General features: G+C 61.1%; 15 protein-coding genes and 1 pseudogene. 10 read left to right on the top strand and 6 right to left on the bottom strand.

Annotated elements, in window-relative coordinates; all coding sequences use genetic code 11:
* Positions 1-174 precede the first annotated feature (174 nt).
* Positions 175-1,908, top strand: coding sequence for a BCCT family transporter (locus QQF40_RS07435; protein ID WP_285460874.1), 1,734 nt, complete (start codon positions 175-177; stop codon positions 1,906-1,908).
* Positions 1,909-2,466: 558 nt separating this feature from the next.
* A complete protein-coding gene (locus tag QQF40_RS07430) occupies positions 2,467-4,131 on the top strand; it encodes an AMP-binding protein (RefSeq protein ID WP_285460873.1) in 1,665 nt (554 codons plus the stop codon).
* A 154-nt stretch (positions 4,132-4,285) separates the two neighbouring features.
* Here the strand turns inward: QQF40_RS07430 and QQF40_RS07425 are convergent, their stop codons facing one another.
* The gene (locus QQF40_RS07425; RefSeq protein ID WP_175088739.1) at positions 4,286-5,542 is read right to left on the bottom strand and encodes a dicarboxylate/amino acid:cation symporter; all 1,257 of its coding nucleotides are present in this window, start codon (positions 5,540-5,542) and stop codon (positions 4,286-4,288) included.
* 558 nt (positions 5,543-6,100) lie between these two features.
* Between QQF40_RS07425 and QQF40_RS07420 the strand changes: the two genes are divergently transcribed.
* From QQF40_RS07420 to QQF40_RS07400, 6 genes and pseudogenes are all read left to right on the top strand, one after another.
* Entirely contained in the window at positions 6,101-7,432 is a 1,332-nt protein-coding gene (locus QQF40_RS07420) for a thiamine pyrophosphate-dependent dehydrogenase E1 component subunit alpha (protein WP_502871425.1), read from the top strand.
* Positions 7,433-7,581: 149 nt separating this feature from the next.
* Entirely contained in the window at positions 7,582-8,550 is a 969-nt protein-coding gene (locus QQF40_RS07415; RefSeq protein WP_285460872.1) for an alpha-ketoacid dehydrogenase subunit beta, read from the top strand.
* 12 nt (positions 8,551-8,562) lie between these two features.
* Positions 8,563-8,730, top strand: a pseudogene (locus QQF40_RS17145) (biotin/lipoyl-containing protein); the annotation flags it as partial.
* A gap of 312 nt (positions 8,731-9,042) precedes the next feature.
* Positions 9,043-10,383 (top strand): 2-oxo acid dehydrogenase subunit E2, encoded by a 1,341-nt coding sequence (locus QQF40_RS07410; RefSeq protein WP_502871424.1) that lies wholly within the window; start codon positions 9,043-9,045, stop codon positions 10,381-10,383.
* 24 nt (positions 10,384-10,407) lie between these two features.
* Positions 10,408-12,306: a protein kinase domain-containing protein gene (locus QQF40_RS07405; protein WP_285460870.1), complete on the top strand. Its 1,899-nt coding sequence runs from the start codon at positions 10,408-10,410 to the stop codon at positions 12,304-12,306.
* 158 nt (positions 12,307-12,464) lie between these two features.
* On the top strand, positions 12,465-12,953 hold the full coding sequence (locus tag QQF40_RS07400) for a hypothetical protein (RefSeq protein ID WP_216060607.1): 489 nt from the start codon (positions 12,465-12,467) through the stop codon (positions 12,951-12,953).
* A 137-nt stretch (positions 12,954-13,090) separates the two neighbouring features.
* Here the strand turns inward: QQF40_RS07400 and QQF40_RS07395 are convergent, their stop codons facing one another.
* A complete protein-coding gene (locus tag QQF40_RS07395; RefSeq protein ID WP_285460912.1) occupies positions 13,091-14,500 on the bottom strand; it encodes an aspartate ammonia-lyase in 1,410 nt (469 codons plus the stop codon).
* Between the two features lie 321 nt (positions 14,501-14,821).
* Between QQF40_RS07395 and QQF40_RS07390 the strand changes: the two genes are divergently transcribed.
* Positions 14,822-15,754, top strand: coding sequence for a LysR substrate-binding domain-containing protein (locus tag QQF40_RS07390; protein WP_054556694.1), 933 nt, complete (start codon positions 14,822-14,824; stop codon positions 15,752-15,754).
* A gap of 102 nt (positions 15,755-15,856) precedes the next feature.
* Here QQF40_RS07390 and QQF40_RS07385 read toward each other — a convergent pair whose 3' ends face one another.
* The 3 genes from QQF40_RS07385 to QQF40_RS07375 form a co-directional block, all read right to left on the bottom strand.
* Positions 15,857-16,999, bottom strand: a complete 1,143-nt coding sequence (locus QQF40_RS07385; protein WP_285460869.1) for a bifunctional nicotinamide-nucleotide adenylyltransferase/Nudix hydroxylase — start codon at positions 16,997-16,999, stop codon at positions 15,857-15,859.
* Positions 17,000-17,396: 397 nt separating this feature from the next.
* Entirely contained in the window at positions 17,397-18,350 is a 954-nt protein-coding gene (locus tag QQF40_RS07380) for a nucleoside hydrolase (protein WP_285460868.1), read from the bottom strand.
* Positions 18,351-18,492: 142 nt separating this feature from the next.
* The gene (locus QQF40_RS07375; RefSeq protein WP_285460867.1) at positions 18,493-19,413 is read right to left on the bottom strand and encodes a ribokinase; all 921 of its coding nucleotides are present in this window, start codon (positions 19,411-19,413) and stop codon (positions 18,493-18,495) included.
* A 170-nt stretch (positions 19,414-19,583) separates the two neighbouring features.
* On the opposite strand from QQF40_RS07375, the gene QQF40_RS07370 reads away from it, so the two are divergent.
* Positions 19,584-21,554, top strand: coding sequence for a PAS domain-containing protein (locus QQF40_RS07370; RefSeq protein ID WP_285460866.1), 1,971 nt, complete (start codon positions 19,584-19,586; stop codon positions 21,552-21,554).
* 123 nt (positions 21,555-21,677) lie between these two features.
* Here the strand turns inward: QQF40_RS07370 and QQF40_RS07365 are convergent, their stop codons facing one another.
* Entirely contained in the window at positions 21,678-22,730 is a 1,053-nt protein-coding gene (locus QQF40_RS07365; protein WP_352230721.1) for a D-2-hydroxyacid dehydrogenase, read from the bottom strand.
* Positions 22,731-22,989: the final 259 nt, after the last annotated feature.

The following is a 22,989-nucleotide window of genomic DNA, read 5'->3' as shown; positions in this document are numbered from 1 at the left end:
CGCAATGTCTTCATGACGGCTGAGGTTCCTTGAGTCTCGGCATCCGCAGTCATGAACGACGTAACCGCAGTCATGAACGACGTAACCGCTGTCATGAACGACGGTACCAATGTCACGAACGACGTCAGCGGCATCATGAAACATGACAATAAAAACCTGTCACGAGGTAGGAACATGTTGAAAGGAAAGGAGCTGGATGCACTCATCGAGCAGCGAGGTGTCCTGAAGGGGCTCAACTCGACGCTCGGAATCACCGCGATCACCATGACCGTGTTCTTCATTCTCTATGCGATTCTGTTGGGCAAGACGGCCAGTGATCAGTTTCTGGGCATCAAGTCCTGGATAGAGAGCACCCTGGGTTGGTACTACGTGCTGGTGATGTTCTCGACCTTCGTGGTCTGTCTTTACGTGATGTGTTCGCGTGTCGGCAAGATTCGGCTGGGGCGCGACGATGAGCGTCCCGAGTTCAGCAATTTTGCCTGGTTCTCGATGCTGTTCGGCTGCGGGACCGGCGCAGGCATGCTGTTCTTCTCGATGTCCGAGCCCATGATCCATTTCGCCAGTGACTGGAGCGGCGGCAATCCGTTTTTGAGTGCTGACGTCAAGGCGGCCGTTGCCGCCTTCTTCGAGGCCAAGCAGGCCGCCCTGGCGAGTGGTCTCATGCCGGGGGACGAAGGCTTCCCGGTGCCTGACAGCCGCGTCGCGGAAGCGGCCGCCGGTGGCATCAAGCTCACCGTCTTCCACTGGGGCACGATCGCCTGGGCCATGTATGCCATCGTCGGGCTGTCACTGGCCTATTTCGCCTTCCGCAAGGGCCTGCCGCTCTCGATGCGCTCGGCTCTCTATCCGCTGATCGGCAACCGGATCTACGGGCCCATCGGACACACCGTCGATATCCTGACCGTGTTCGGCACCATTTTCGGCATCGCCACGACGCTCGGTCTGGGCGTCGAGCAGATCGGCTCCGGCTTGATGTCACTGGGCCTCATCGAAGAGAAGTCGCGCATGGTGACCGTGGTCTCCATCGTGTTGATCAGCGTCATTGCCACCTTGTCAGCGACCAGCGGCGTGGCACGTGGCATCAAGCTGCTTTCCACCTTCAATACCTGGGTCTGCCTCGGCATCCTTGCCTACTTCCTGCTGGTGAGCGACGCCAACTATCTGATCGCGAGCTCGATCACCGCGCTCGGGGATTACCTCACCGATGGCGTCTCGATGACACTGTGGACGGCACGCACGCCAGACGAGCGCGTCTGGCAGGGCGGCTGGACCATCTTCTACTGGGGCTGGTGGATCGCCTGGGCCGGTTTCGTCGGCATGTTCATTGCCCGCATCTCGCGCGGCCGGACCATTCGTGAATTCATTCTCGGCGTGATGGTCATCCCCTCCATCGTCGCGCTGGTCTGGTTCGGCGTCATCGGCTCGGCGGGGATCTATCAGTCCCTGTACGGGGCCGACATGGGCACCTACACGGCTGCGGTCACCAATTGGGACTACGCCGGTACCCTCTACCACTCGTTCGAGGTGCTCACGCCCGGCATCGCCGCGACCGTGGCCAAGGTGGCGGCGCTGGTCGTGGTGATCATTTTCTTCGTCACGTCAGCGGATTCCGGCACCTTGGTGCTGGGACGTCTGTTGGCCTTCGGTCGTCGCCCTCCGGTGCAGCAACGCATCATCTGGGGCATGATGCTGGGTGCCGTGACCTTGATCCTGCTGTTGCTGGGGGGCGATCAGGCGCTCAAGTCCTTGCAGGCTGCCTCAATCGCTGGGGCCTTGCCGTTCACCTTCGTGCTGATCGCGATGATGTTCGGGCTGTTGAAATCGCTGCGTGCGGATGGCGAGTCGCTGATCGAGAACGAGGAGCACATCCGCAAGATGATCGAGAATGAGGTCCGCGACCTCTCCTGAGTTGCTGTTTGTCAGACGCAGGCGCCTGACGCATGCGTTCGGAGTGCAAGACATGAGGCCTCTGCCCCCTGGGCAGGGGCCTCGGTGTTTCTCGCTTTCATGTCAGTGCCGTTTACCTCCTGGGCTCAGGGCTGTTTCCCTGCTCCAGAGCAGGCCTGCGCATGTCACCAAGGTCGCAAGGCAATATCAAACGTACGTATGTTCCAATGCTGGCAGGTCCATCGATTCCGCCAACGGCGCGCAGCTTCGGTTTGGGGCTATGCTGTCGACAGTGAAGGGCCAACAGGCTGACACTCACCCGACGGAGCCCAGCAGCGTCTCACCACGATGACTTACGACGTCTTGCAAGGACGTCTACAACAACAAGGTAGCGGGGGCAGTGACGCCGAGCGCCCCACGTACTGATCAAGGAGCAACGCCATGCATGATCCCCTAGCGGCTCGACCCGATGAGTCAGGCAAGTCCACTAACGTCTCCATTAATGACTTGAATACACAGCCTGCCCGCCTGGCAAATGCCTCGCCCGACGTTTCGAGCGCACAGGCAACGACAGGCGACATGAGCGGCATGTCGTGCCTGCGGTCTTCTCAGGAGGTGGATTTCAGCGGCTACGACTCCCTGATGGACATGCTGGAGAAGGCCTGCTCGGCGCATGGCGAGCGCCCTGCCTTTACTTGCATGGACCGCACCATGACCTTTGCGGAGCTGGATGCGACCAGTCGTCAGCTGGCGGACTGGTTCCAGCATGAGACCGACCTCCAGCCGGGCGATCGGGTCGCCATCCAGTTGCCCAATACGTTGATGTTTCCGGTGGTGGCCTTCGCCGTGCTGCGGGCAGGCCTGGTGCTGGTAAATACCAACCCGCTGTATACCGAACGTGAGATGGAGCATCAGTTCAATGATTCCGGCGCGCGGGCATTGGTGGTGCTGGCCAACATGGCGGACAAGGTCGAACGCGTGCGGGAGCGCACTGGCCTTGAGTATGTGCTGGTCTGTGAATTGGGCGACATGCATTCGGCCTTCAAGCGGCTGTTGATCAATACCGTGGTCAAGCACGTCAAGAAACTGGTGCCGAGTTACCACCTGCCTGACGCCATTCCGCTGCGCACGGCCATCTCGCAGGGCAAGGCCGAGCGCTGGGAGCGGCCGACACTGGCACTCGATGATATCGCTGTGCTGCAGTACACCGGCGGCACCACCGGGGTCGCCAAGGGCGCGATGCTGACTCACCGCAACCTGCTCGCCAACATGCTGCAAGGCAAGATGGCCCTGACGCAGGGTTTGAACCCCGGCCATGAGACGCTGGTGGCGCCGTTGCCGCTCTATCACATCTACGCCTTCACCATTCATCTGGCGTGCATGCTCAGTGAAGGCAATCACACCCTGTTGATTCCCAATCCGCGCGATATCCCGGGCTTCGTCAAGACGCTGCAAAAGCACGACTTCACGATGTTCGTCGGCCTCAATACGCTGTTCGTGGCGCTGTGCAACAATCCCGGCTTCCAGGCCCTGGACTTCTCGAAGCTAAAGATCACCACCTCAGGAGGCGTAGCGCTGACGCGCAAGGCAGCAGAAGAGTGGAAGCGGGTTACTGGCAGTGATATCTCCGAGGGCTACGGCATGACCGAGACCTCGCCGATCGTGTCGTTCAATCCGCTGGATGCCATACAGCTCGGCACCATCGGTCGGCCGATGCCCTCCACCGAGGTGCGTCTGTATGACGATGAAGGCGCGCTGGTGGCGATGGGGGAGCCGGGCGAGCTGTGCGTGAAGGGGCCGCAGGTGATGAAGGGGTATTGGCAGCGTGAGCAGGCGACGAAAGACAGCTTCACTGCCGATGGCTTCCTGCGCACCGGTGACATCGCGGTCTTCCAGGACGATGGCTATATGCGCATCGTCGATCGCAAGAAGGACATGATCATTGTCTCCGGGTTTAACGTGTATCCCAATGAGGTCGAGGACGTCATCGTGCGTCACCCGGATGTGCTCGAGGCTGCCGCCGTCTCCGTGGTGGATGAGCGCAGTGGTGAGGCAATCAAGTTGTATGTCGTGCTCAAGGACGGCGCAGAGCTCGAGGCGGATGCGCTGCGAGACTGGTCGCGCAAGGAACTGGCCAGCTACAAGGTGCCGCGTCAGGTGGTCTTCATCGACGAGTTGCCCAAGACCAACGTCGGCAAGGTGCTCAGACGTGAACTGCGCGACTCGCCGCCGGAATCTGCCTGACCTTGCCGTTGATTTCTCCCTGTTGGTGACAGCCTGAAACACGGAGCTTAAACACAGCCCTTGAAACACGAACGCCCCGCTCATTGAGCGGGGCGTTCGTGTTTACGATACGTATTGCAAGGCCAGGCGCTGGTGCGAGCGCCTGAGCCTGCCGTCAGGCGTCCTTCTTGTGCTGGGGCGCGTTGTAGATCTCGAGATCCAGCTCGTTCTCGGACTTGCCGACCAGGGTAGTGACCATCAGATCGCCCGCGACATTCACGGTAGTACGTGCCATGTCGAGGATACGGTCGATGCCGGCGATCACCGCGATGGCTTCCAGCGGCAGGCCTACCTGGCTCAATACGATGGAGAGCATGATCAGGCCGGCGCCCGGTACACCGGCGGTGCCGATGGAGGCCAGCGTGCCGGTCAGCACGATCATGCCGTAATCCATCATCGACAGCTCGATGCCGGTCATCTGGGCGATGAACAGTGCTACCACGCCCTGGTAGATGGCGGTGCCATCCATGTTGATGGTCGCACCGACCGGCAGCACGAAGCCGGAGACACCTTCCGAGACGCCGAGGTTCTTCTGGGCGCAGCGGATGGAGATCGGCAGGGTACCGGAGCTTGAGGCCGAGGAGAAAGCCACGACCAGTGCATCGACGATACCGCGCAGATAGCGCACCGGGTTCAGCTTGCCCAGCGTCGCCAGCAGGCCGGAGTAGACCACCAGCACGTGCACGATACTCGCCAGGTAGGCCACGCCGATCACCTTGGCCAGCGGCAGCAGCACATCCAGGCCGTAGTTGCCGGAGACATGCGCCATCAGGCCGAAGACACCGAACGGCGCGAAGGCCATCACGAACTCGGTCAGCTTGTACATCACTTCAGCGAAGCTATCGAAGACGCGCACTACCGGCTCGCCCTTGTCGCCGATCATGATCAGTGAGATGCCGATCCCGATGGCGAAAACGATGATCTGCATGATGTTGCCGTTGGCCAGCGCATCGATCGGGTTGCTCGGCACCAGGTCGACCAGAATCTGCACCAGCGAAGGCGCATCCTTGGTTTCCATCGCCTTGTCGAAGTTGAACTCGAAGCCGGCACCCGGCTGGAAGATGCTGGAGGCCAGCATGCCGATGGCGATCGCGAAGGCGGTCGTCAGCAGGTAGAGGGCGATGGTCTTGCCGCCGATGCGGCCCATCTTCTGCGGGTCACGCATCGAGGTGATACCGACCACTAGGGTGCTGAAGACCAACGGCACGATCAGCATCTTGATCGCATTGATGAAGATATCGCCCAGCGGCTTGAACATGCTGGCGCTTTCTCCCATCAGGGCGCCAGCGAGTATCCCCAGGGCGAGGCCGCCCAGGATCTTCTGCCACAACGGCAAACGGCGCCACAGGTTAGGGCGGGAGGAATCACTCATGGAACTGTCCTTAGGTGTCTAGCGATGATCATCGCTGATGATGCTCAGGGCGCGCCCGAGTCTGTCGTCTCGATGCCTTGTCACGATTGCGCACTGCATTAAGCACTTTTTTGGTGCGGGAAGATTAACAGTCAGCCTTCACTCACCCTCTGCACCTTTAGTCGCAAAAAAGCGTTCTTACACGCGAATTCAGCTTTCCATGCAGAACGCGCATGAGCCCATGCCGCAAAAGGTTCCACCAAAGAAGTAGTTGTCAGGCAGGCATATCGTCTGTCTTTACGATACCTTGACGTTAACGTTAACTGTTAGGCCGCCAGAGCGACTTTCCACTAGTCTGATGGTAGGCACTGTTGCCATCGTCGAATCGACAGCTTCCGGTTCGACATTCCTGAAGGTACGTCATTGCCTGCCCAGCCTCACGAGGGCTGGGTAATCCCTCAAACGCCTGATCGGTAAGAGAGGACGCTGAGCATGTCCGATACAACAACACGCGGACCCGCCTCCCCGGGGACTGCGCCGCCCGATGGCTTGCAGCCAGAGCTGAATGACCTGACCGCCATGCCGACGGCAGACCAGATCGCCCCGCAGGGGCCGACGGTGCTGCATCATCTGGCCTTCATGACCGGCGATGAACTCTGCATCCCGATCTTCAAGCGCCTGCGTCAGGACGGCACCCTTTATCCCGTCGATGAGTCGCAGGTACAGGAAGAGCCGTCACAGGACGCTTCACCTAACGAACGCGACCCGATCGAGCGCGATCCGATCGAGCGTGACACGGCGCTGAAGATCTACCGCACGATGCTGTTCACCCGGGTGTTGGATGAGCGCATGCTGGCTGCCCAGCGGCAGGGGCGCTTGAGCTTCTACATGCAATGCACTGGCGAGGAAGCCACGGTGATTGGCAGTGCGGCGGCGCTTCAGGACGATGACATGATCATGGCGCAATACCGTGAGCAGGGTGCGCTTGCCTGGCGTGGCTTCAGCTGTGACGAATTCATGAACCAGATGTTCGGCAACGAGCGCGACTACGGCAAGGGCCGTCAAATGCCGATCCATTATGGGTCGCGTGACCTGCACTACATGACCATCTCTTCACCGCTTGCGACCCAGATCCCCCAGGCGACCGGCTATGCCTACGGCCAGAAGCTGGCGGGCAAGGGGCAGTGCACCATCACCATCTTCGGTGAAGGGGCCGCCTCCGAGGGCGATTTTCATGCCGCCCTCAACATGGCCTCCGTGCATCGGGTGCCGTGCATCTTCCTGTGTCGCAATAATGGTTATGCCATTTCCACCCCGTCATGCGAGCAATTCGCCGCCGATGGCATCGCACCACGTGCCTTCGGCTATCACATGCAGAGCATCCGGGTGGATGGCAATGACGTGATCGCCGTCTACGAAGCCACCCTGGCGGCGCGCAAGATCGCGGTCGAGACCAATCAGCCGGTATTGATCGAGGCGATGACCTACCGTCTGGCGGCGCACTCCTCTTCGGATGATCCCTCCGGGTATCGCAGCAAGAAGGAGGAGGCCATCTGGCGCGACAAGGACCCCATTCTGCGCATGCGCAACTGGCTGGAGGCACAAGGCTGGTGGAGCGAGGAGGAGGAAAAGGCCACTGGTGATCAGCTGCGTCGCGAAGTGCTTGAGTCCATGAAGCGCGCCGAGAAACTGGCGCCACCGGCGTTGGACACGCTGATCAGTGATGTCTACGACACGCCGACGCCGTTGCTCACACAGCAGCTCGAAGACGTGAAACAACATATTCGCAAGTACCCGCACGCCTACCCCAAGGGCGCCGCCAGCATGGGATTCACTGCGCAGGAGCTGGAAGACAGCCGCAAGGTGTATCAGGAACGCCATCAGCGTGTAGATGGAGGCCAGACATCATGAGCGAGCAGATGAGTGAACAGCCGTTGGAGAAAACGCCAGTGACAGACTCAGCGACAAGCGACTCAGCTGCGGCGGGTTCAGCGGCGAAAGAAGCGTCTGCCGCGCCTGGCAGCAAGGATGCAGCTGTCTCGGCCTCGGGCAAGAAACAGATGAATATGCTGCAGGCGATCAACAATGCGTTGGATATTGCCATGGCCGCCAATCCCCGTGTGGTGTTGTTCGGGGAGGATGTCGGGGTGTTCGGTGGTGTCTTCCGAGCTACCAGCCACCTGCAGGACAAATACGGTCGAGAGCGCTGCTTCAATACGCCACTCACCGAGCAAGGCATCATCGGGTTCGCCAACGGGCTGGCGGCACAGGGGTCGACGCCGGTGGCCGAGATCCAGTTCGCCGACTACATCTTCCCCGCCTTTGACCAGATCGTGAACGAGGCGGCCAAGTTCCGCTACCGCTCCGGTGATCTGTTCGATGTCGGCGGCCTGACGATTCGCACGCCCTATGGTGGCGGCATCGCAGGCGGGCTCTATCACTCCCAGTCGCCCGAGGCGTATTTCGCGCATACCCCGGGCCTCAAGATCGTGATCCCACGCAACCCCCACCAGGCCAAGGGCCTTCTGCTGGCAGCGATTCGTGATCCCAATCCGGTGCTGTTCATGGAGCCCAAGCGGCTCTATCGCGCCTCGGTAGGCGAGGTGCCAGAAGCCGATTACGAACTGCCCCTGGGCGTGGCCGATGTCATTCGTGAAGGCCGCGATATCACGCTGCTTGGCTGGGGCGCTCAGATGGAAGTCATCGAGAAGGCCGCTGCGCTTGCCGAGCAGGATGGCATCGACTGCGAGATCATCGACCTGCGCAGCATTCTGCCCTGGGATATCAAGACGGTGTGTGACTCGGTGCTCAAGACCGGTCGTCTGGTGGTCAGTCATGAAGCCCCGCTGACGGGAGGCTTTGCCAGCGAGATCGCCGCCACCGTGCAGGAGCATTGTTTCCTGTATCTCGAGGCGCCGATCCGGCGCGTCACTGGCCTTGATACGCCGTTCCCGCTGGTGCTCGAGAAAGAGCATCTGCCGGACGAGCTCAAGATCTACGAGGCCATCAAGCAAAGCTTGAATTACTGATGACAGGGAGTGATGCGCGCCATGAATGATTTCATCCTGCCCGATATCGGCGAAGGCATCGTCGAGTGCGAGCTGGTCAAGTGGTTGATCAAGGAAGGCGACGTGATCGAGGAAGATCAGCCGGTGGCCGAGGTCATGACAGACAAGGCGTTGGTGGAGATCCCCGCGCCCCATGCCGGAACCGTGGTCAAGCTTTACTGTCAGGAAGGCGAGATTGCCCGTGTCCATGCGCCGCTGTTTGCGGTTGATGACGGCGTTGGCAGTGATAGTGGGAGCGAGAAGACCGGACACGGCGAGCGCGAGGATGATCCCGCCGGCGATGTCATGACGGTTGCAGCGCCTGCTCGCTCGACGGCACCGACTCAGTCAGCCGCCAGCCAGGCGGCCAGCAGTCAGTCGGATGTCGCTGCGTCAGCGTCTGTCAAACCAGTCAGCAATGGGGCAGCTAGCACACAGACAGCCGCGGCCCTTGAACGACGCTCGCGTGATTTTATCCTGCCGGATATCGGTGAAGGCATCGTCGAATGTGAGGTGGTCACCTGGCACGTCGCGGAAGGCGACACAGTGGAAGAAGACCAGACGATCGTGGATGTGATGACTGACAAGGCGCTGGTCGAGATCACCGCCTCGGAGCCCGGGCGTATCGTGCGCTTCCATTATGCCCAGGGCGAAAATGCCCGAGTGCATACGCCGCTCTATGCCTATGTGCCTGATGAAGAGGCAGAGGCTGAGAGCGCTGAGAGCACTGAGAGTGAAGTCACCGCGCCTGAACACAAGCAGGGGCAGCCAGAGTATCTGGCGGAGCACCGCCGGGAGGGCGACGACAAGAGCGACAAAAAGAGTGGGCAAGACGGGAGTCACGGGGAGAGCCGGCCTCGCATACCCGCGGCCCCTGCCGTGCGTCGCCTGTTGCGCGAGCATCAGCTCGAACTCCAGGCCATTGCTGGCTCGGGGCGAAACGGCCGGGTGCTGAAGGAAGATGTGCTGGCTTATCTCAAGCAATCCGAGGCTCGCGAGACTGACGTGGTGCCTGATGATGCTCACAAGGTCGGCGAGGCTGTCGAGACCGACAAGGCAGCTGCCGAAGCGTGTGTTGTGGCCAGTCACGAGGAGAGGTCGTCACGCCTTGAGTCGAAAGCGGTACCGCTCAAGGGGGTCGCGGCGGTGATGGCTCGGCGCATGGTGCAGGCCAGCACGCAGATCCCGCATTTCCATTACGGCGATGAGCTCGATATCACCGACCTGCTGGCGTTGCGGGCCCGCCTCAAGGTAAGCGCCGAGCAGCAGGGCATTCGCCTGACCCTGATGCCGTTCATCATGAAGGCCATGGCGCTGGCGGTCATCGAGGAGCCGATTCTCAATGCGCGCCTCAGTGAGGATGAACGCGAGATTCTCTATCAGGGCACCTGCAACATCGGCATGGCGGTGGACAGCGCCAGCGGCCTGATGGTGCCGAACGTGAAGAGCGTCGAACGCCTGAGCATTCTCGAGATCGCGCGTGAGGTCGGGCGGCTGACCGAGGCTGCGCGCAGCGGGCGCGTTGCCCAGGCGGACCTCAAGGGTGGTACCTTGTCGATCTCCAATATCGGTGCATTGGGCGGCACCTATGCCGCGCCGATCATCAACCAGCCGGAGGTCGCCATCGTCGCGCTGGGTCGCACTCAGCGTCTGCCGCGCTTCGATGGCGAGGGCAATGTCTGTGCGCGTGAAATCATGACCATCACCTGGGCGGGAGATCATCGCATCATCGATGGCGGAACCATCGCGCGCTTCAGCAATCTGTGGAAACACTATCTGGAGCACCCTGACGAAATGCTGCTGTCGCTGTCATGAGGCGGCGGCCAGAGAGCTTATTGCATGAGTGATGCGCGCGCCCACGAGCGCCTGCAACAGTTCTATATCCCGGAAGAGCAGTCGATCTATCTGCTCTCGCATCATGATGCCAAGAAGCTCAAGGATTGGGTGGCGCTGTGCATCTCCCAGCTCCAGGGGCTTGGCTACCGGGATATCCATCTGGTCGGCAAGGGTGCCTACGGGTTCGTGTTCGCGGGCTGGCGCCTGGGCGAAGACCGGCGCACGCGTGAAGAGCACGTCTTCAAGTTCACGCGGGTGACTCTGCCCCAGGCACTGCAGGACCGTCTGGAGGAAGAGGCCTACATGCTCGACCAGGTCGCCCATCCGCTGATTCCGCGTCTGATCAGCTATCAGCGGGTACGGCGGCAGTCGATTCTGGTCATGCAGCGTGCACCGGGCATCAATCTCGAGGAATATTCGCTGCGTCATGGGCGCATGTCGCCGCGTCTGGTGGTCAAGATCGCCAGTCAGCTGGCCGATATTCTCAAGTCGTTGCGCGGATCAACGACGGGAGCGAATACACCACCTATCGTGCATGGCGACATCAAACCGTCGAATCTGGTCTTCGATGTCGAGCGGGAGCAGGTGGCATTGATCGACTGGGGCAGTTCGGTGTTCGCTCAGCTCGATGAGCATCAGCAGTTCATTACCACCAACGTGATGCAGCTGATGTCGGATAACCTGCAACAGACCAATGCGCGTCTGGGCGATGTCTATTTCATCGGTGAGGAGCAGCTCAATGGTGCGCTGTCCTCGCCGCGCTTCGATGAGCAGGGTGTGGCCGCCACTCTTTACGCCTTGGCTTCTGGGCAATCGTGTCGCTTCGGCGTGCGCGCCATCCCGGCGGTGTCGCTGGGGTTGCCGCGGGAATTCGCGCGTCTGCTTGACGGCATGCTGGCGGATGACCCGCAGCTGCGTATGCAGGCCGGCGACTACTTCCTGCGCGAGATGGGCAGGATCGCACGGCTGGTGATGCCGGAATTGCCTCTCGAGCCGCCACAGTCTCTGCTGCCGGTCTGGGTGAGGCCGGCAACGCGAGAGATCGACACGGTTGTCTATACCTCGCGCAAATCCTTCCTGCGTGAGGCCTTCGAGACTGACGAGTCCGGTGAACATGCTGGCAATGCGCTGGACGCCGTCAATGATGTCCAGCTGGATCGTTACTACAAGAACTTCATGCAAGGCATGGGCGGCACCGAAAAAGCCTTCCTGGCCGCTGTCAGTCGTCTGGGCAAATACCCGATCGTCGGCGGTCTGGCGATTCGCTGGGAGCCACAAGGCATCTTCGTGGATACCGCGCTGCACCTGCATGACCCTGCCTTGAAGGCCGCCTTTGTCGTCGCGATCAACAACATGGTCGCTCTGGCGCGTGCCATCTATCGCCGGGGCGTGTTCAAGGCGTGTCTGTTCAATGCCCGCGATACCCTGCATCTGGAGCGGGAAGACCCGGAGGCCGCCTTCGTCTTCGCGCCGACGGCAGACGGGGAGGCCAGACCTCGCTTGAGCTATGAGGTCAGCGCGGTGCCGGAGCTTGAGGATGACTCGCGTGTGCACTCCTACTTCGAGGACGGACCGGACCCTGAGGAACTGCTGGTGCTGCCCGAGGAGATATTGAAGGCATTGGAGTCACTCAATGCCATCCATCACACCGGCATGCTGATCTTCGAAGCCCTGCCACACCACCTCAAGATTCACAGTTATTACCGACTGCTGGATCCCTCGCGCGAGCAGGAATTCGCGCGTTTGCTGGCGGAGATTCTCGATGCGGTGCCGCTGATCTCCGGGTTGGGAATTTCCGGCTTCATGAAGATGCCTTACAAGAACACCAAGCATTTCGATCATATCGAGGCACAACCCGAACGCTTCTATCCAAGGGACCCGCGGGATCCGCGCGCGACGTGAAAAGGAGTTTGCCTTGGATGGCAGTCGCATGGTGATGCCGATTTATATGACCGTGATTATCGTGATTCGTGTTAGTGTCACATCATGTGATCATTGCTGATCTTGCTGAACTCAATAATCAGATCGATTAAAATCGATAACCTACAGGGAACGTACTCATGTCTCGACCTCTCGCCCGGAAATTGCGTCAAGCCTCAGGTAGTCTGGCTATTCTGGCGCTGCTGGCAGGATGTAGCGCGCATACGACGATCAGCAGCCCGTCAGAGACGGCGCGAATCAACTTGAAAGATGTCTCCAGAGATCAGTCTACCGTTCAAGAAACGCTACCCACTACCAGCTTCGGAAATTACGAGTTTGAAGTAGTGGATGACAACAAGATGCCCATGTATGGCATTCTGCCGCTGAAGTTCAATGGCGGTTATCTGGCGCTAGATATCCTGTTCTTTGCCCCCGCCGCATTCTTCAATCTGCGTGAAGTCCACCCTTACTATGAAATCGACCATGACGAGGGAGTCGTGCGTTATCGTGATGAGAAGGGCGGAGAATGGACGACCTATACACCCACCGTGGAAGAAGCTGAGCGTGCACGCAAATACTTTGCCGCGCATCGTGATGATGTAATCTCACAGTCCAGCGCACAGCAGTAAGCGTGATGCCCTAAGTCAGTAAAGTCGTCTGACTCATGACCTTGATACGACAGCGCCGCACCAGAGGCTTTCTGGTGCGGCGCTGTCGCATGTGACAAAAGGTTGATGCGGCAAGCGAGCAGACTCTCGCTGAAGGGTCAGTCCTTCATCTGGCGCGGGCGCGTCATGGCCTGCGGGGACAGCAGTGCCTCCAGGCGTGCTTCATCCAGCAGGCCTTCCTCACGTACCAGTTCCAGCACGCTGCGCCCGCTGGCCAGGGCTTCCTTGGCGATGCGGGTGGCATTGTCGTAGCCGATATACGGGTTGAGCGCGGTGATCAGGCCGATGGAGTTGTTGACCAGCTCGGCGCAGCGATCACGATTGGCGGTGATGCCGATCACGCAGCGATTCCTGAGCATGGTCATGGCGCGGCTCAGCTGGCGGATGGAGTCGAGCAGCTTGTAGGCGATCAGGGGCTCCATCACGTTGAGCTGCAGCTGGCCGGCTTCCGCCGCCATGGTCAGCGCGGTGTCGTTGCCGATGACATCGAAGGCGACCTGATTGACGGCTTCCGGAATCACCGGGTTGACCTTGCCCGGCATGATCGAGCTGCCCGGTTGCTGAGGCGGCAGGTTGATCTCGTTGAAGCCGGTGCGCGGGCCTGAGGACAGCAGGCGCAGGTCGTTGCAGATCTTGGACAGCTTGACCGCCAGGCGCTTGAGCATGCCGTGGAAGAGCACGAAGGCACCCATGTCGCTGGTGGCCTCGACCAGGTCCGACGCCGGACGGAAGTCGATGCCGGAACGACGCGCCAGAGCCTCGATCGCCAGTGCGCTGTAGCGCGGGTCGGCATTGATGCCGGTACCGATCGCGGTCCCGCCCAGATTGACCTCCTTGAGCAACTCATTGAGGTTGGCGATGCGATCGACGTCTTCACGCAGGGTGTTGGCGAAGGCGCGGAATTCCTGGCCCAGCGTCATCGGCACCGCATCCTGCAGCTGGGTGCGACCCATCTTGACCACGTCATCGAATTCCAGCGCCTTGCTGGCGAAGGCATTGGCCAGTTCGCTCAGCGCGTCCACCAGTACCGAATGGCTGCGCAGCAGGCCGACACGGATGGCGGTCGGGTAGGCGTCGTTGGTGGATTGCGCCATGTTGACGTGATTGTTGGGGTGCAGCTGCTGGTAATCACCTTTCTCGTAGCCCAGGAATTCCAGGCCCAGATTGGCGATCACTTCGTTGGCATTCATGTTGGTCGAGGTGCCGGCGCCACCCTGGATCATGTCGACCACGAACTGATCATGGTGATCGCCATTCATCAGACGCGCACAGGCGTGCTGGATGGCATCGTGCTCGCGTGTCTCGAGATAGCCCAGCGCATGGTTGGCCTCGGCGGCGGCGGCCTTGACCAGCGCGAGCCCTTCGACGAGACGCGGGAAGTGCGACAGCGGCACCCCGGAGAGGTGGAAGTTGTTCAGCGCGCGCTGGGTCTGCACACCGTAGTAGGCATCAGCCGGCACCGGCTCGCGCCCGAGGAGATCCTTTTCAAGTCGGAAGCCGTTGGCCAGTGCCTCACGCTCGGCATGGCTCAAGTCGGCCGGTGTGGAAGCTGCCGGGGTGGCATTGGCGGCGATGGGGGTTTCCGAGAGATGGTTCACTTGGGCGGAACTCCTGGCTGAAGTACACTGTGGCGCTTGAATGGCGGCTAGGTGGACAAGGGTAACCAGCGCAGCCCCTCGGCGGCCAATGCCATTCAACGCTGCCGTATACGTCAAACGCATAAGACGAAGGTGGTGGTGCGCCGCGACGCACCATTCTCCATGACAAGACCCTGCATGACCGGCCAGGCAAGCCTCGCTTGGGCATGTTCGACATTTTTGGGAGTTCGGGTGAACCTGGAAACTAAGTGGTTGGAAGATTTCGTTGCGCTGTCCAATACCCGCAGCTTCTCCACCTCGGCTCGCCTGCGACACGTTACCCAGCCTGCGTTCAGCCGCCGCATCCGTGCGCTTGAACAGGCCGTGGGCACTACGCTGGTCGACCGCTCAACGACCCCGGTCAGTCTGACGCCGGAGGGCCAGTTGTTCCTGGTCACCGCGCGCAACCTGACAGAGCAGCTGTCAGAGTGTCTCGCCCACCTGCGCGGGCTGGGCATGGCCAACGAGACCCTGGATATCGCGGCCGCGCATTCGCTGGCGCTGGCCTTCTTCCCCAAGTGGATCTCGCGTCTCCAGCAGGGGCTGGGGGAGTTGCCGACACGCCTGTCCGCGATGAATGTCGGCGACGCCATTCACTCGCTGCGCGAAGGCAACTGCGACTTGATGCTCGCCTATTACGACCCTTACGCCAGCATGCAGCTGGACGCCGAGGCCTTCCCGTCCTTCTCGGTCGCCAAGGTCAATATGCTGCCGGTGTGCGTGCCACTGGAGAATGGCGAGCCCCGCTTCCCGCTGACCGGACAGAGCGAGACCAGCCAGGATGCGATTCCCTTGCTGTCCTATACCCAGGGGGCATTTCTGGGCCGCAGCGTGAAGATGCTTTTGAAGAATGATCCGCTGCGCCTGCGCCTGCGCACCGTCTATGAGATGGCGATGGCCGAGGGCCTCAAGGGCATGGCCTTGCAGGGCGTCGGCATGGCGTGGATTCCGGATTTCTGCATTCGCGATGAGCTGGAAAGCGGCAAGTTGGTGCGTGCGGGCAACGAGGCATGGGATATCCCGCTGGAGATTCGTCTCTATCGTTGCTCACTGGTCCACAAGCCCGGCATCGACAAGCTGTGGAAGCAGCTGATGAATCTGCCGCGAGATTTCCTCGAAGCCTGAGCCTTGCCGGTGTATTACCGGTGTAGAAGACCTGCGTGTCTCTTGATCGAAAACGGCAGCCCATTGGGCTGCCGTTTTCGTGTGTGGACCACATCCCAGCCGTCAGAAACCGGTCTGTCCGGCATGCAGACCGAGGAAATTCTGAATGATGAAGAAGTGGTCCTCGAAGAGGGTGTCGGGCTCCAGATCCGCCAGCGCGACCCAGCGTGCCTGCTCCTCGTTCTCGCCGCTGCTTCTGAGCTTGGGAAGCTGCTGCTCCGGTCGCAGGGCGAAGTAGAAGGCCTCTGCCAGGGTGCGTCCGCGCCAGCTGCGATGGGGCGCATCAAACAGACGCTGACCGCGCAGAGAGCCACGCAGGACTGGTTCCGGCACCTTGAGGCGCACACGCTCCCTGAGCTCACGCAGACAGGCATCCAGCAGGCGCTCCTGGGGTTGCACGAAGCCGCCAGGCAGGGCGTAAAGCCCCTTGCCGGGTGCCGCGCGACGTGTGGTGAGCAGCACATGACCCGACTGCACCACCACGGCGTTGACCGTGATGAACAGTGGCGGGTAGGGCGCATCGCTCCAGGCGGCGCGATATTGCTCCAGCAGGCGACGTTCCTCGACCAGCCCTTGCCACGCGGTCTCCTCCAGGAAGCCATGCAGATGCTGAGCCACCGGCGGTGGCAGCAGCTCCAGCCCCTCGTTGTCCAGCCAATCCTCCGCGCGGGCGCGCTCGGTGAAGATGACCTCACGAATACGGCTGGCCTCCATCCCCTCGCGCAGCGGCACCGCTACCGACTCCCACTGCGGGAAGAGGCTCAGGTAGTAGCTTGACTGGCTGTTGCTGTCACGACGATTGGCACCGATCAGCGCGATTCTCGGCATTCGATTGGCCTGCGGACGCGCGATATCGCGTACCTTGCGCTGCACATCACGTACCCAGACATCGTCGTTGTAGAGGGCATCCAACAACGGCACGATTTCCAGGCGCGCATTGTCGGCATCGTCAAAGCAGCTGCGGATCATGCGCGTACGTTCAGAGAAGGTGAACGGGTTGCGCAGTGAACGTGCCTGCCAGGCAGAACCGACCAGCACGATGACCTGCCGCGCGAGGCGCAGGGCTTCTTCCATCACGGCAACATGGCCATGGTGCATGGGCTGGAAGCGACCGATGAAGACCAGGCAGTCGTACTGGGTGTCGGCGATCGCGGGAGAATCCTGAGTGCGAAGCGTTGCAGCGGGCAACGTTGTCGTCGAAGGCATGATGAGCTCCGTGGCAGGCAGGATGGGGCGGCGTATGAGGCGCTTGCCCAGTGAGATTCCGCTAGCGTATCAGATTATGTGCATGCGCCGAACGGTTCGCCATTCACTCTCGTCTGGTAAAGGTTATTCAAAAATTTATCCCGTTATCTCGTTGAAAAAGTCTCCATGACTCAGCAACTTCTCGGTGTTCGGGGTGTGGGAAGGCAGTTGCGGTAAAAAGAGAGACGCCAAAGAGGAGAAGAGGGAAGGAAAGGAAAGGAAAGGAAAGGAAAGGAAAGGGGAACAAGCGCGAATGCACAAACCGAGCCAACGCCCGCCAGCGACATTGCTGGCGGGCGTTGGCTCGATTTGTTGGCAAGCCCGATGGCAGACCCAGGCGAGCCTGCCGGGCGCCGGATCAGGACGCCTTGGCGGTCAGCACGTCGGTGATCCACTCGACTACCTTGTCGCCCTGGGCATTGACGCAGACGTCGACCAGCGGCGTCTGGGACCACTGGTTGCCGAGGAATTCGCGACCCTCAGGGGCGAACAGTGTCTGACCTTCGGCCAGGCCTTCGACTTCGACATTCAGGTGGCCGCGCTCGGTAGTGAACAGCTCCGGCTTCATCAGCCAGGCGAGGGCGCAGCTGTCGTGCGGGCAGCAACCATCGATGCCACGCGCTTCCTGATAGAAGGCCTTGTAGAACTGATAGCTGCCGGACAGCACTTCGCCGAGTGCGCCTTGCGCCACGCGGATGCGCTCGACATGGGCCGGAGACAGCACGCAGCGGTGCGTCGCATCGAGACCGACCATGGTCAGCGGCCAGCCGGCGGTCAGCACCTTGGCGGCGGCATGCGGGTCATTGAAGATATTGGCTTCGGCGACCGGTGAGACGTTGCCGCCTTCACGGATGGAGCCGCCCATGATGACGACCTGCTTGACCTTGCTGATGAGGCTCGGGTCCAGCTGCAGTGCGGTGGCCAGATTACCCAGCGGGCCGACGGCGACGAGGGTGATCTCGCCCGGACGCGCATTGACCTGCTCGACGATGAACTGCGGTGCGCTGATGGACAGCGCCTTGCCCTTGGGCTCCGGGATCTCCATGTTGCCCAGGCCATTGGCGCCGTGGATGTGCGCCGGCGCCGGGAACTTGTCCTTGACCAGCGGCTGGGCAGCGCCCTGGGCGACCGGAATCTCCTGGCCCGCCAGTTCGCCCAGCAGCAGGGCGTTGGAGGTGGCCGTCTCGATGGTAACGTTGCCGAAGGTGGTGGTCATGCCGAGGAATTCGATGTCCGGATGCGCCAGACAGATGGCAATCGCCTGGGCATCATCCACGCCCGGATCGGTATCAAAGATAATCGGTGTTTTCATGCTGACCTCGTGAAAGAAGTGACCTGAAATAGAGGGCGTTACGCCAACAGGGCGCCCATGAGGTGACATGGGCACGGCACGGGCCACGTGGTAGTGCCCCGTGCAGGTAGTTCAGTCGTTCAGAGACTTGTTGCTCGAAGACTCAGTTGCTCAGGACGTCGAGTGTCGGCCATTCGGCCAGGGCAGCGGCGACATCACTGGCCAGCGGAATGCTCGGCGCTGCGCCTTCGCGGCTCACGCACAAGGCAGAGGCGGTGCTGGCACGACGCAGGCTTTCTTCGATGCTCTGGCCTTCGATCTGGCTTGCCAGGTAATAGCCGATGAAGGTGTCGCCTGCCGCGGTGGTGTCCACGGCATTGACGCGGTGCGCCGGCAGCTGGATGCGCTGTTCCCCCAACTGGTAGCAGACGCCTTCACTGCCCAGAGTCATGACCACTTCGGTATCAGGCAGACGAGTGTGCAGCGCGGCGAGCAGGGTGGCGACAGGCGCGCTCTCTTCCAGCTCGACCAGCTGTGCCGCTTCGCCACGATTGAGGAACAGCACCTGGCAGTGTTCCAGCGGCAGGCGCAGGACATCAGCCCCCATCGGGGCCGGATTGAAGGCGATCTTCATGTCCTTGGCATGTGCAAGCTCAATGACCTTGCCCAGTGCGTTGCACTCATTCTGCAGCAGGAGCCAATCTCCCTGTGTCACGCCGGAGAACAGCGTCGCGAGATGCTCATCGGTGAAACCGTGATTGGCACCCGGATGCAGAATGATGCTGTTCTCGGCGTGGTCGTCCACCTGGATGATGGCGTGGCCACTGGCGCTGGCGCTCAGCTCGACCTGCGAGGTGATGACACCGGCGCTTTCCAGCGGCTCAAGTGCCCAGCGATCACTGTTGCCAAGGCGGCCCCAGTGCGTGACGTCGCCTCCGGCGCGCGCAAGCGCGAGCGACTGGTTGGCACCCTTGCCACCCAGTACCTGACGGTAGGAGAGACTCGCCAGGGTTTCACCCGGTCGTACCAGGTGAGGTACCCGATAGACGTGATCGATATTGATAGAACCGTAGTTGTAAAGCATGCAGCCTCCTTGGGGGCGAGCATCCTAGCAAAGCCTTGGCCGCCTGTCCCCAGTCGTATCACCAAGGTCTGACCTTTAGGTCATGTTTAAGCGTTGAAGCTATTAGCCTCTTGGAACGCAAGAGAAAGTGCATACTTCCTGTCATCTCGCTGGATTCAGGATAGTCGCCCATGTCGGAGTCGAAGCAACCCGCCGTCACGATCAAGAAGTGGGTCTGGCGAGCACTCTTCACCAGTACCATGATTCCGTTGCTGTTGGTCGAGACCGCCCTGGTGGCGGTGTATTTCGTGTCCAATGACGAGATTCGTGATGCCAACCTCAATTACCTGCAATCCCAGTCGAGCAGTGAGCTCAATCTGGCGATGCTACGGGAGGCCAAGTCACTCAGCCAGCAACTGGAACATGTCCAGAACCTGTCACGCGGGCTCGGTGCCCAGGCAGGCGAACTGGCCATGGGCGACGCCAGCACTGGGGTGGCGGCTCGCGAGATTGCCCGTCACACAAGCTTGCCAAGCGGTGTCTGGGCCAGTCAGCAGACGGCGGACAATCAGGGCAGCGGCTTCTATCCCGCCTTGCCAGGCCTCGAGCAGGACATTCCCCTGGCACTGCGCATGACAGCGGTCGACCCGATCATGCGCAGTGTCGTATCTTCGCACTCGGCCGTGGTGCAGTCCTTCGTCACGATGGCCGACTGCTATGTCCGCCTTTTCCCCTATGTCGATCTGGCCTCGCTGGTGCCAGCCGACCACGATTGTCGGGATTTCTCCTTCTTCTATCTGGCCGCGCCAGAGGCAAATCCCACGCGAAACACCATCTGGACCGATATCTACGAAGATCCAGCCGGCAATGGCTGGATGGCGTCGGCCGTCAGTCCCTTCTATTCCGAGCAGGGCGAATTTCTCGGCGTCGCCGGCGTCGACATGACCCTGGACGTGATCGTCAATCAGGTGCTGGCGATGGAGCTGCCCTGGCAGGGCTTCGCGATGCTGTTCGATGCCGAGGGACGCTCACTCGCCGTCCCGCGGGCCGGTGAGCAGTTGTTGTCGCTGCTGCCGCTGGAAATTCCCGATGCCAATGACCTCCAGGAAGAGGATGTCATTCGGCCCGCTCAGCTGGAGCTGAAAGGTCATGATGTCTTCAAGAGACTCGCGCCCCGTATTCTGGAGCAGCGGCGTGGCCTGGAGAGCGTCAACGTGGCGGGCGCGCCCTACAAGGTGGCGTGGGAGCGCTTGCCGGGCAATGGCTGGATCATGTTGAGCATGGTCGAGGAGAGTGCCGTCTTCTTTCGTACCGCCGAGATCGGGCGCAACTTCCAGCTGGTCGGCATGGCGCTGGTCGGTGGCCTGATCCTGTTCTATTTCACCTTCTTCATTCTCATGAGCTGGCGCACGCACCACATCAGCCGTCGCCTTTCGGTGCCGCTGGCCGAGCTGCGTGAACGACTGCATCGCATCGGCATGGGTGCGGAGGTCGAATCCGCGGGCGGCAGTGGCATCGTCGAGCTGGATGACGCCAACGCCACCGCCGAAGAGATGTATCAGCGGCTGCGCCAGACGCAGAAGGAATTGCAGTCCAGCGAACGTCGCTTGCTGGATTCCCTCGAAGCCAGTGGCGATAGCCTGTGGGAAATGGACATTCCTGAGCGCATCGTTCATATCCACCCCAATCTCTGGAAGATGCTCGGCGCTTCGGGCCACGAACCATTGGCGATGCGTGAAATGGACTTCGATCGCTTGATCCACCCGGATGATCTCGAGCAGGTACATGTGCTCAGGCATCAGGTCATCAATACTTACGGCGAAAGCTATGAGTGCCAATATCGCATGCGTGCGCCGCAGGAAGAGGACCTTCAGCAGATCGAGGCGATGGGAGTGAACGAAGCTGGTATGGACGCCGAAACAGGCAATGCCGGCGACAAGCCCCTGCAACAGCGGAGCCTGGCCGCTGACGATGGTGGTGTACGGGAGGGAGGCGCGCAAGAGGGTGACGAGAGAGAGAGGGGCGAGAGAGGGGAGAGAGAAAGCGGCGACAGGGCGAGCGGTACCCAGTGGGTATTGTTGAGCTCACGTGGCCGTGTGGTGTCGTGGGATGCTGAAGGCAACGCCCTCAAGGCGGCGGGCATGCATATCCGCATCCGCTGATACTGGTCATTGACGAAAAAGCCCTCGACTCGGCGCATATGCCGGTTCGGGGGCTTTTTCGTAACGTGCCGATCACACCTGCCACTCGGCGTCGATGCCTGGCGCAGCGAGGCTGTGGCCGTGTCAGGCGTGTTCGCTCAGGAATGTCTCGATATTGGCCAGACTGAGATCGAGCATGTTCTGGCGCGCCTCCTGGCTGATCCAGGCATTGTGCGGCGTGACGATCAGATTCAAGGGAGCATTCGCCGAATGGTGCTGGCTTTCCAGGGCCGAGAGTAGCGAATGGCCTTCACGCGGCGGCTCCTCCGGCAGACTATCCACCGCCAGGCCGCCGAGTTGTCCGGTGGCCAGTGCCTCCAGCGCTGCGTCCTCGTCGATGATACCCCCGCGGGCGCAATTTACCAGTAGTGCACCGGGCTTCATGGCGGCGAGCGCCTGCTCATCGATCAGATGCTGCGTCTCTGGGGTCAGCGGGCAGTGCAGGCTGATGGCGTCAGCCTGGGGCAGCAGGCTTTCCAGCGCGGGGCGCTCGGCAGAGGGGGCGGTGCCTGGTCGGGCGGCAAAGGTCACGCGCATGCCGAATGCCTCGGCCAGCCTGCCCACCGCGGTGCCAAGCTCCCCCTTGCCGATGATGACCAGGTGCTTGCCGGACAGCTGCACCACGGGGCGGCCCATCAGACAGAAGGTCGGACTGCGTTGCCACTCGCCCGCGGCGATGTCGATCTGGTATTCCGGCAGGCGGCCTGCCAGTGCCAGCAGCAGCATCCAGGTGTGCTGCGCCACCGAATGAGTGCCGTAGGCATTGACGTTCATGACCCGAATGCCGCGTGCTTCGGCGCCCGCCATGTCGATATTGTTGGTGCCGGTCGCCATCACCGCGATCAGCTTGAGGGACGGCAGCTCATCCATGTGGTGCGCCTCGATGCGTACCTTGTTGACCAGCACGATGGAGGCGCCTCTGAGTCGTGGCACCACTTCCTCTGGCGCGGTGGCGTCATGACAGACCAATCCTTCCAGACGGGCCTCGAGGCGCGAGAAGTCCAGCCCGTCACCGACGGAGCCGGCATCGAGCATGACGGCCTGCGGGGCGCCAGTGGACGAGGCGGGCTCGCAGTGAGAGGAAGCGGGCGTGGAAGAATGCGAGGGAGACTGCGCAGTACGATCGTGATCGGACATAGGTGCCTCATGATGGCGTAGGAAGATAGATAGGAAGTCAGAAAGGCTGGCCTGCAAGGTCGAGTACCTGGTGTCTGGGCCGGTTTGTGCTTGGGTGTTGCCCCGCACGGGGCCGAGCACGCTATAATGTGCCCCTTTCGCTTTGACTTGAAAGCCGCTCAACTGGCCTTATTGTAGGCGTCTCTTGCTGGTGCTTGCGAAAGCTCTCATGTTGGGGCCGCAGGTGCGCTGAACGCAAGACGCGCCGCAAGGCATAACA

The sequence above is a fragment of the Cobetia sp. LC6 genome (assembly GCF_030264805.1).
Classification (GTDB): Bacteria; Pseudomonadota; Gammaproteobacteria; order Pseudomonadales; family Halomonadaceae; genus Cobetia.
This window is presented reverse-complemented; position numbering and strand designations above follow the sequence as displayed.

Bases quoted from the DNA above. Each gene is read 5' to 3' on its own strand.
- QQF40_RS07435 (WP_285460874.1), top strand. From the start codon at position 175: ATGTTGAAAGGAAAGGAGCTGGATGCACTCATCGAGCAGCGAGGTGTC.
- QQF40_RS07430 (WP_285460873.1), top strand. From the start codon at position 2,467: ATGAGCGGCATGTCGTGCCTGCGGTCTTCTCAGGAGGTGGATTTCAGC.
- QQF40_RS07425 (WP_175088739.1), bottom strand. From the start codon at position 5,542: ATGAGTGATTCCTCCCGCCCTAACCTGTGGCGCCGTTTGCCGTTGTGG.
- QQF40_RS07420 (WP_502871425.1), top strand. From the start codon at position 6,101: ATGCCGACGGCAGACCAGATCGCCCCGCAGGGGCCGACGGTGCTGCAT.
- QQF40_RS07415 (WP_285460872.1), top strand. From the start codon at position 7,582: ATGAATATGCTGCAGGCGATCAACAATGCGTTGGATATTGCCATGGCC.
- QQF40_RS07405 (WP_285460870.1), top strand. From the start codon at position 10,408: ATGAGTGATGCGCGCGCCCACGAGCGCCTGCAACAGTTCTATATCCCG.
- QQF40_RS07400 (WP_216060607.1), top strand. From the start codon at position 12,465: ATGTCTCGACCTCTCGCCCGGAAATTGCGTCAAGCCTCAGGTAGTCTG.
- QQF40_RS07385 (WP_285460869.1), bottom strand. From the start codon at position 16,999: ATGCCTTCGACGACAACGTTGCCCGCTGCAACGCTTCGCACTCAGGAT.
- QQF40_RS07380 (WP_285460868.1), bottom strand. From the start codon at position 18,350: ATGAAAACACCGATTATCTTTGATACCGATCCGGGCGTGGATGATGCC.
- QQF40_RS07375 (WP_285460867.1), bottom strand. From the start codon at position 19,413: ATGCTTTACAACTACGGTTCTATCAATATCGATCACGTCTATCGGGTA.
- QQF40_RS07370 (WP_285460866.1), top strand. From the start codon at position 19,584: ATGTCGGAGTCGAAGCAACCCGCCGTCACGATCAAGAAGTGGGTCTGG.
- QQF40_RS07365 (WP_352230721.1), bottom strand. From the start codon at position 22,730: ATGTCCGATCACGATCGTACTGCGCAGTCTCCCTCGCATTCTTCCACG.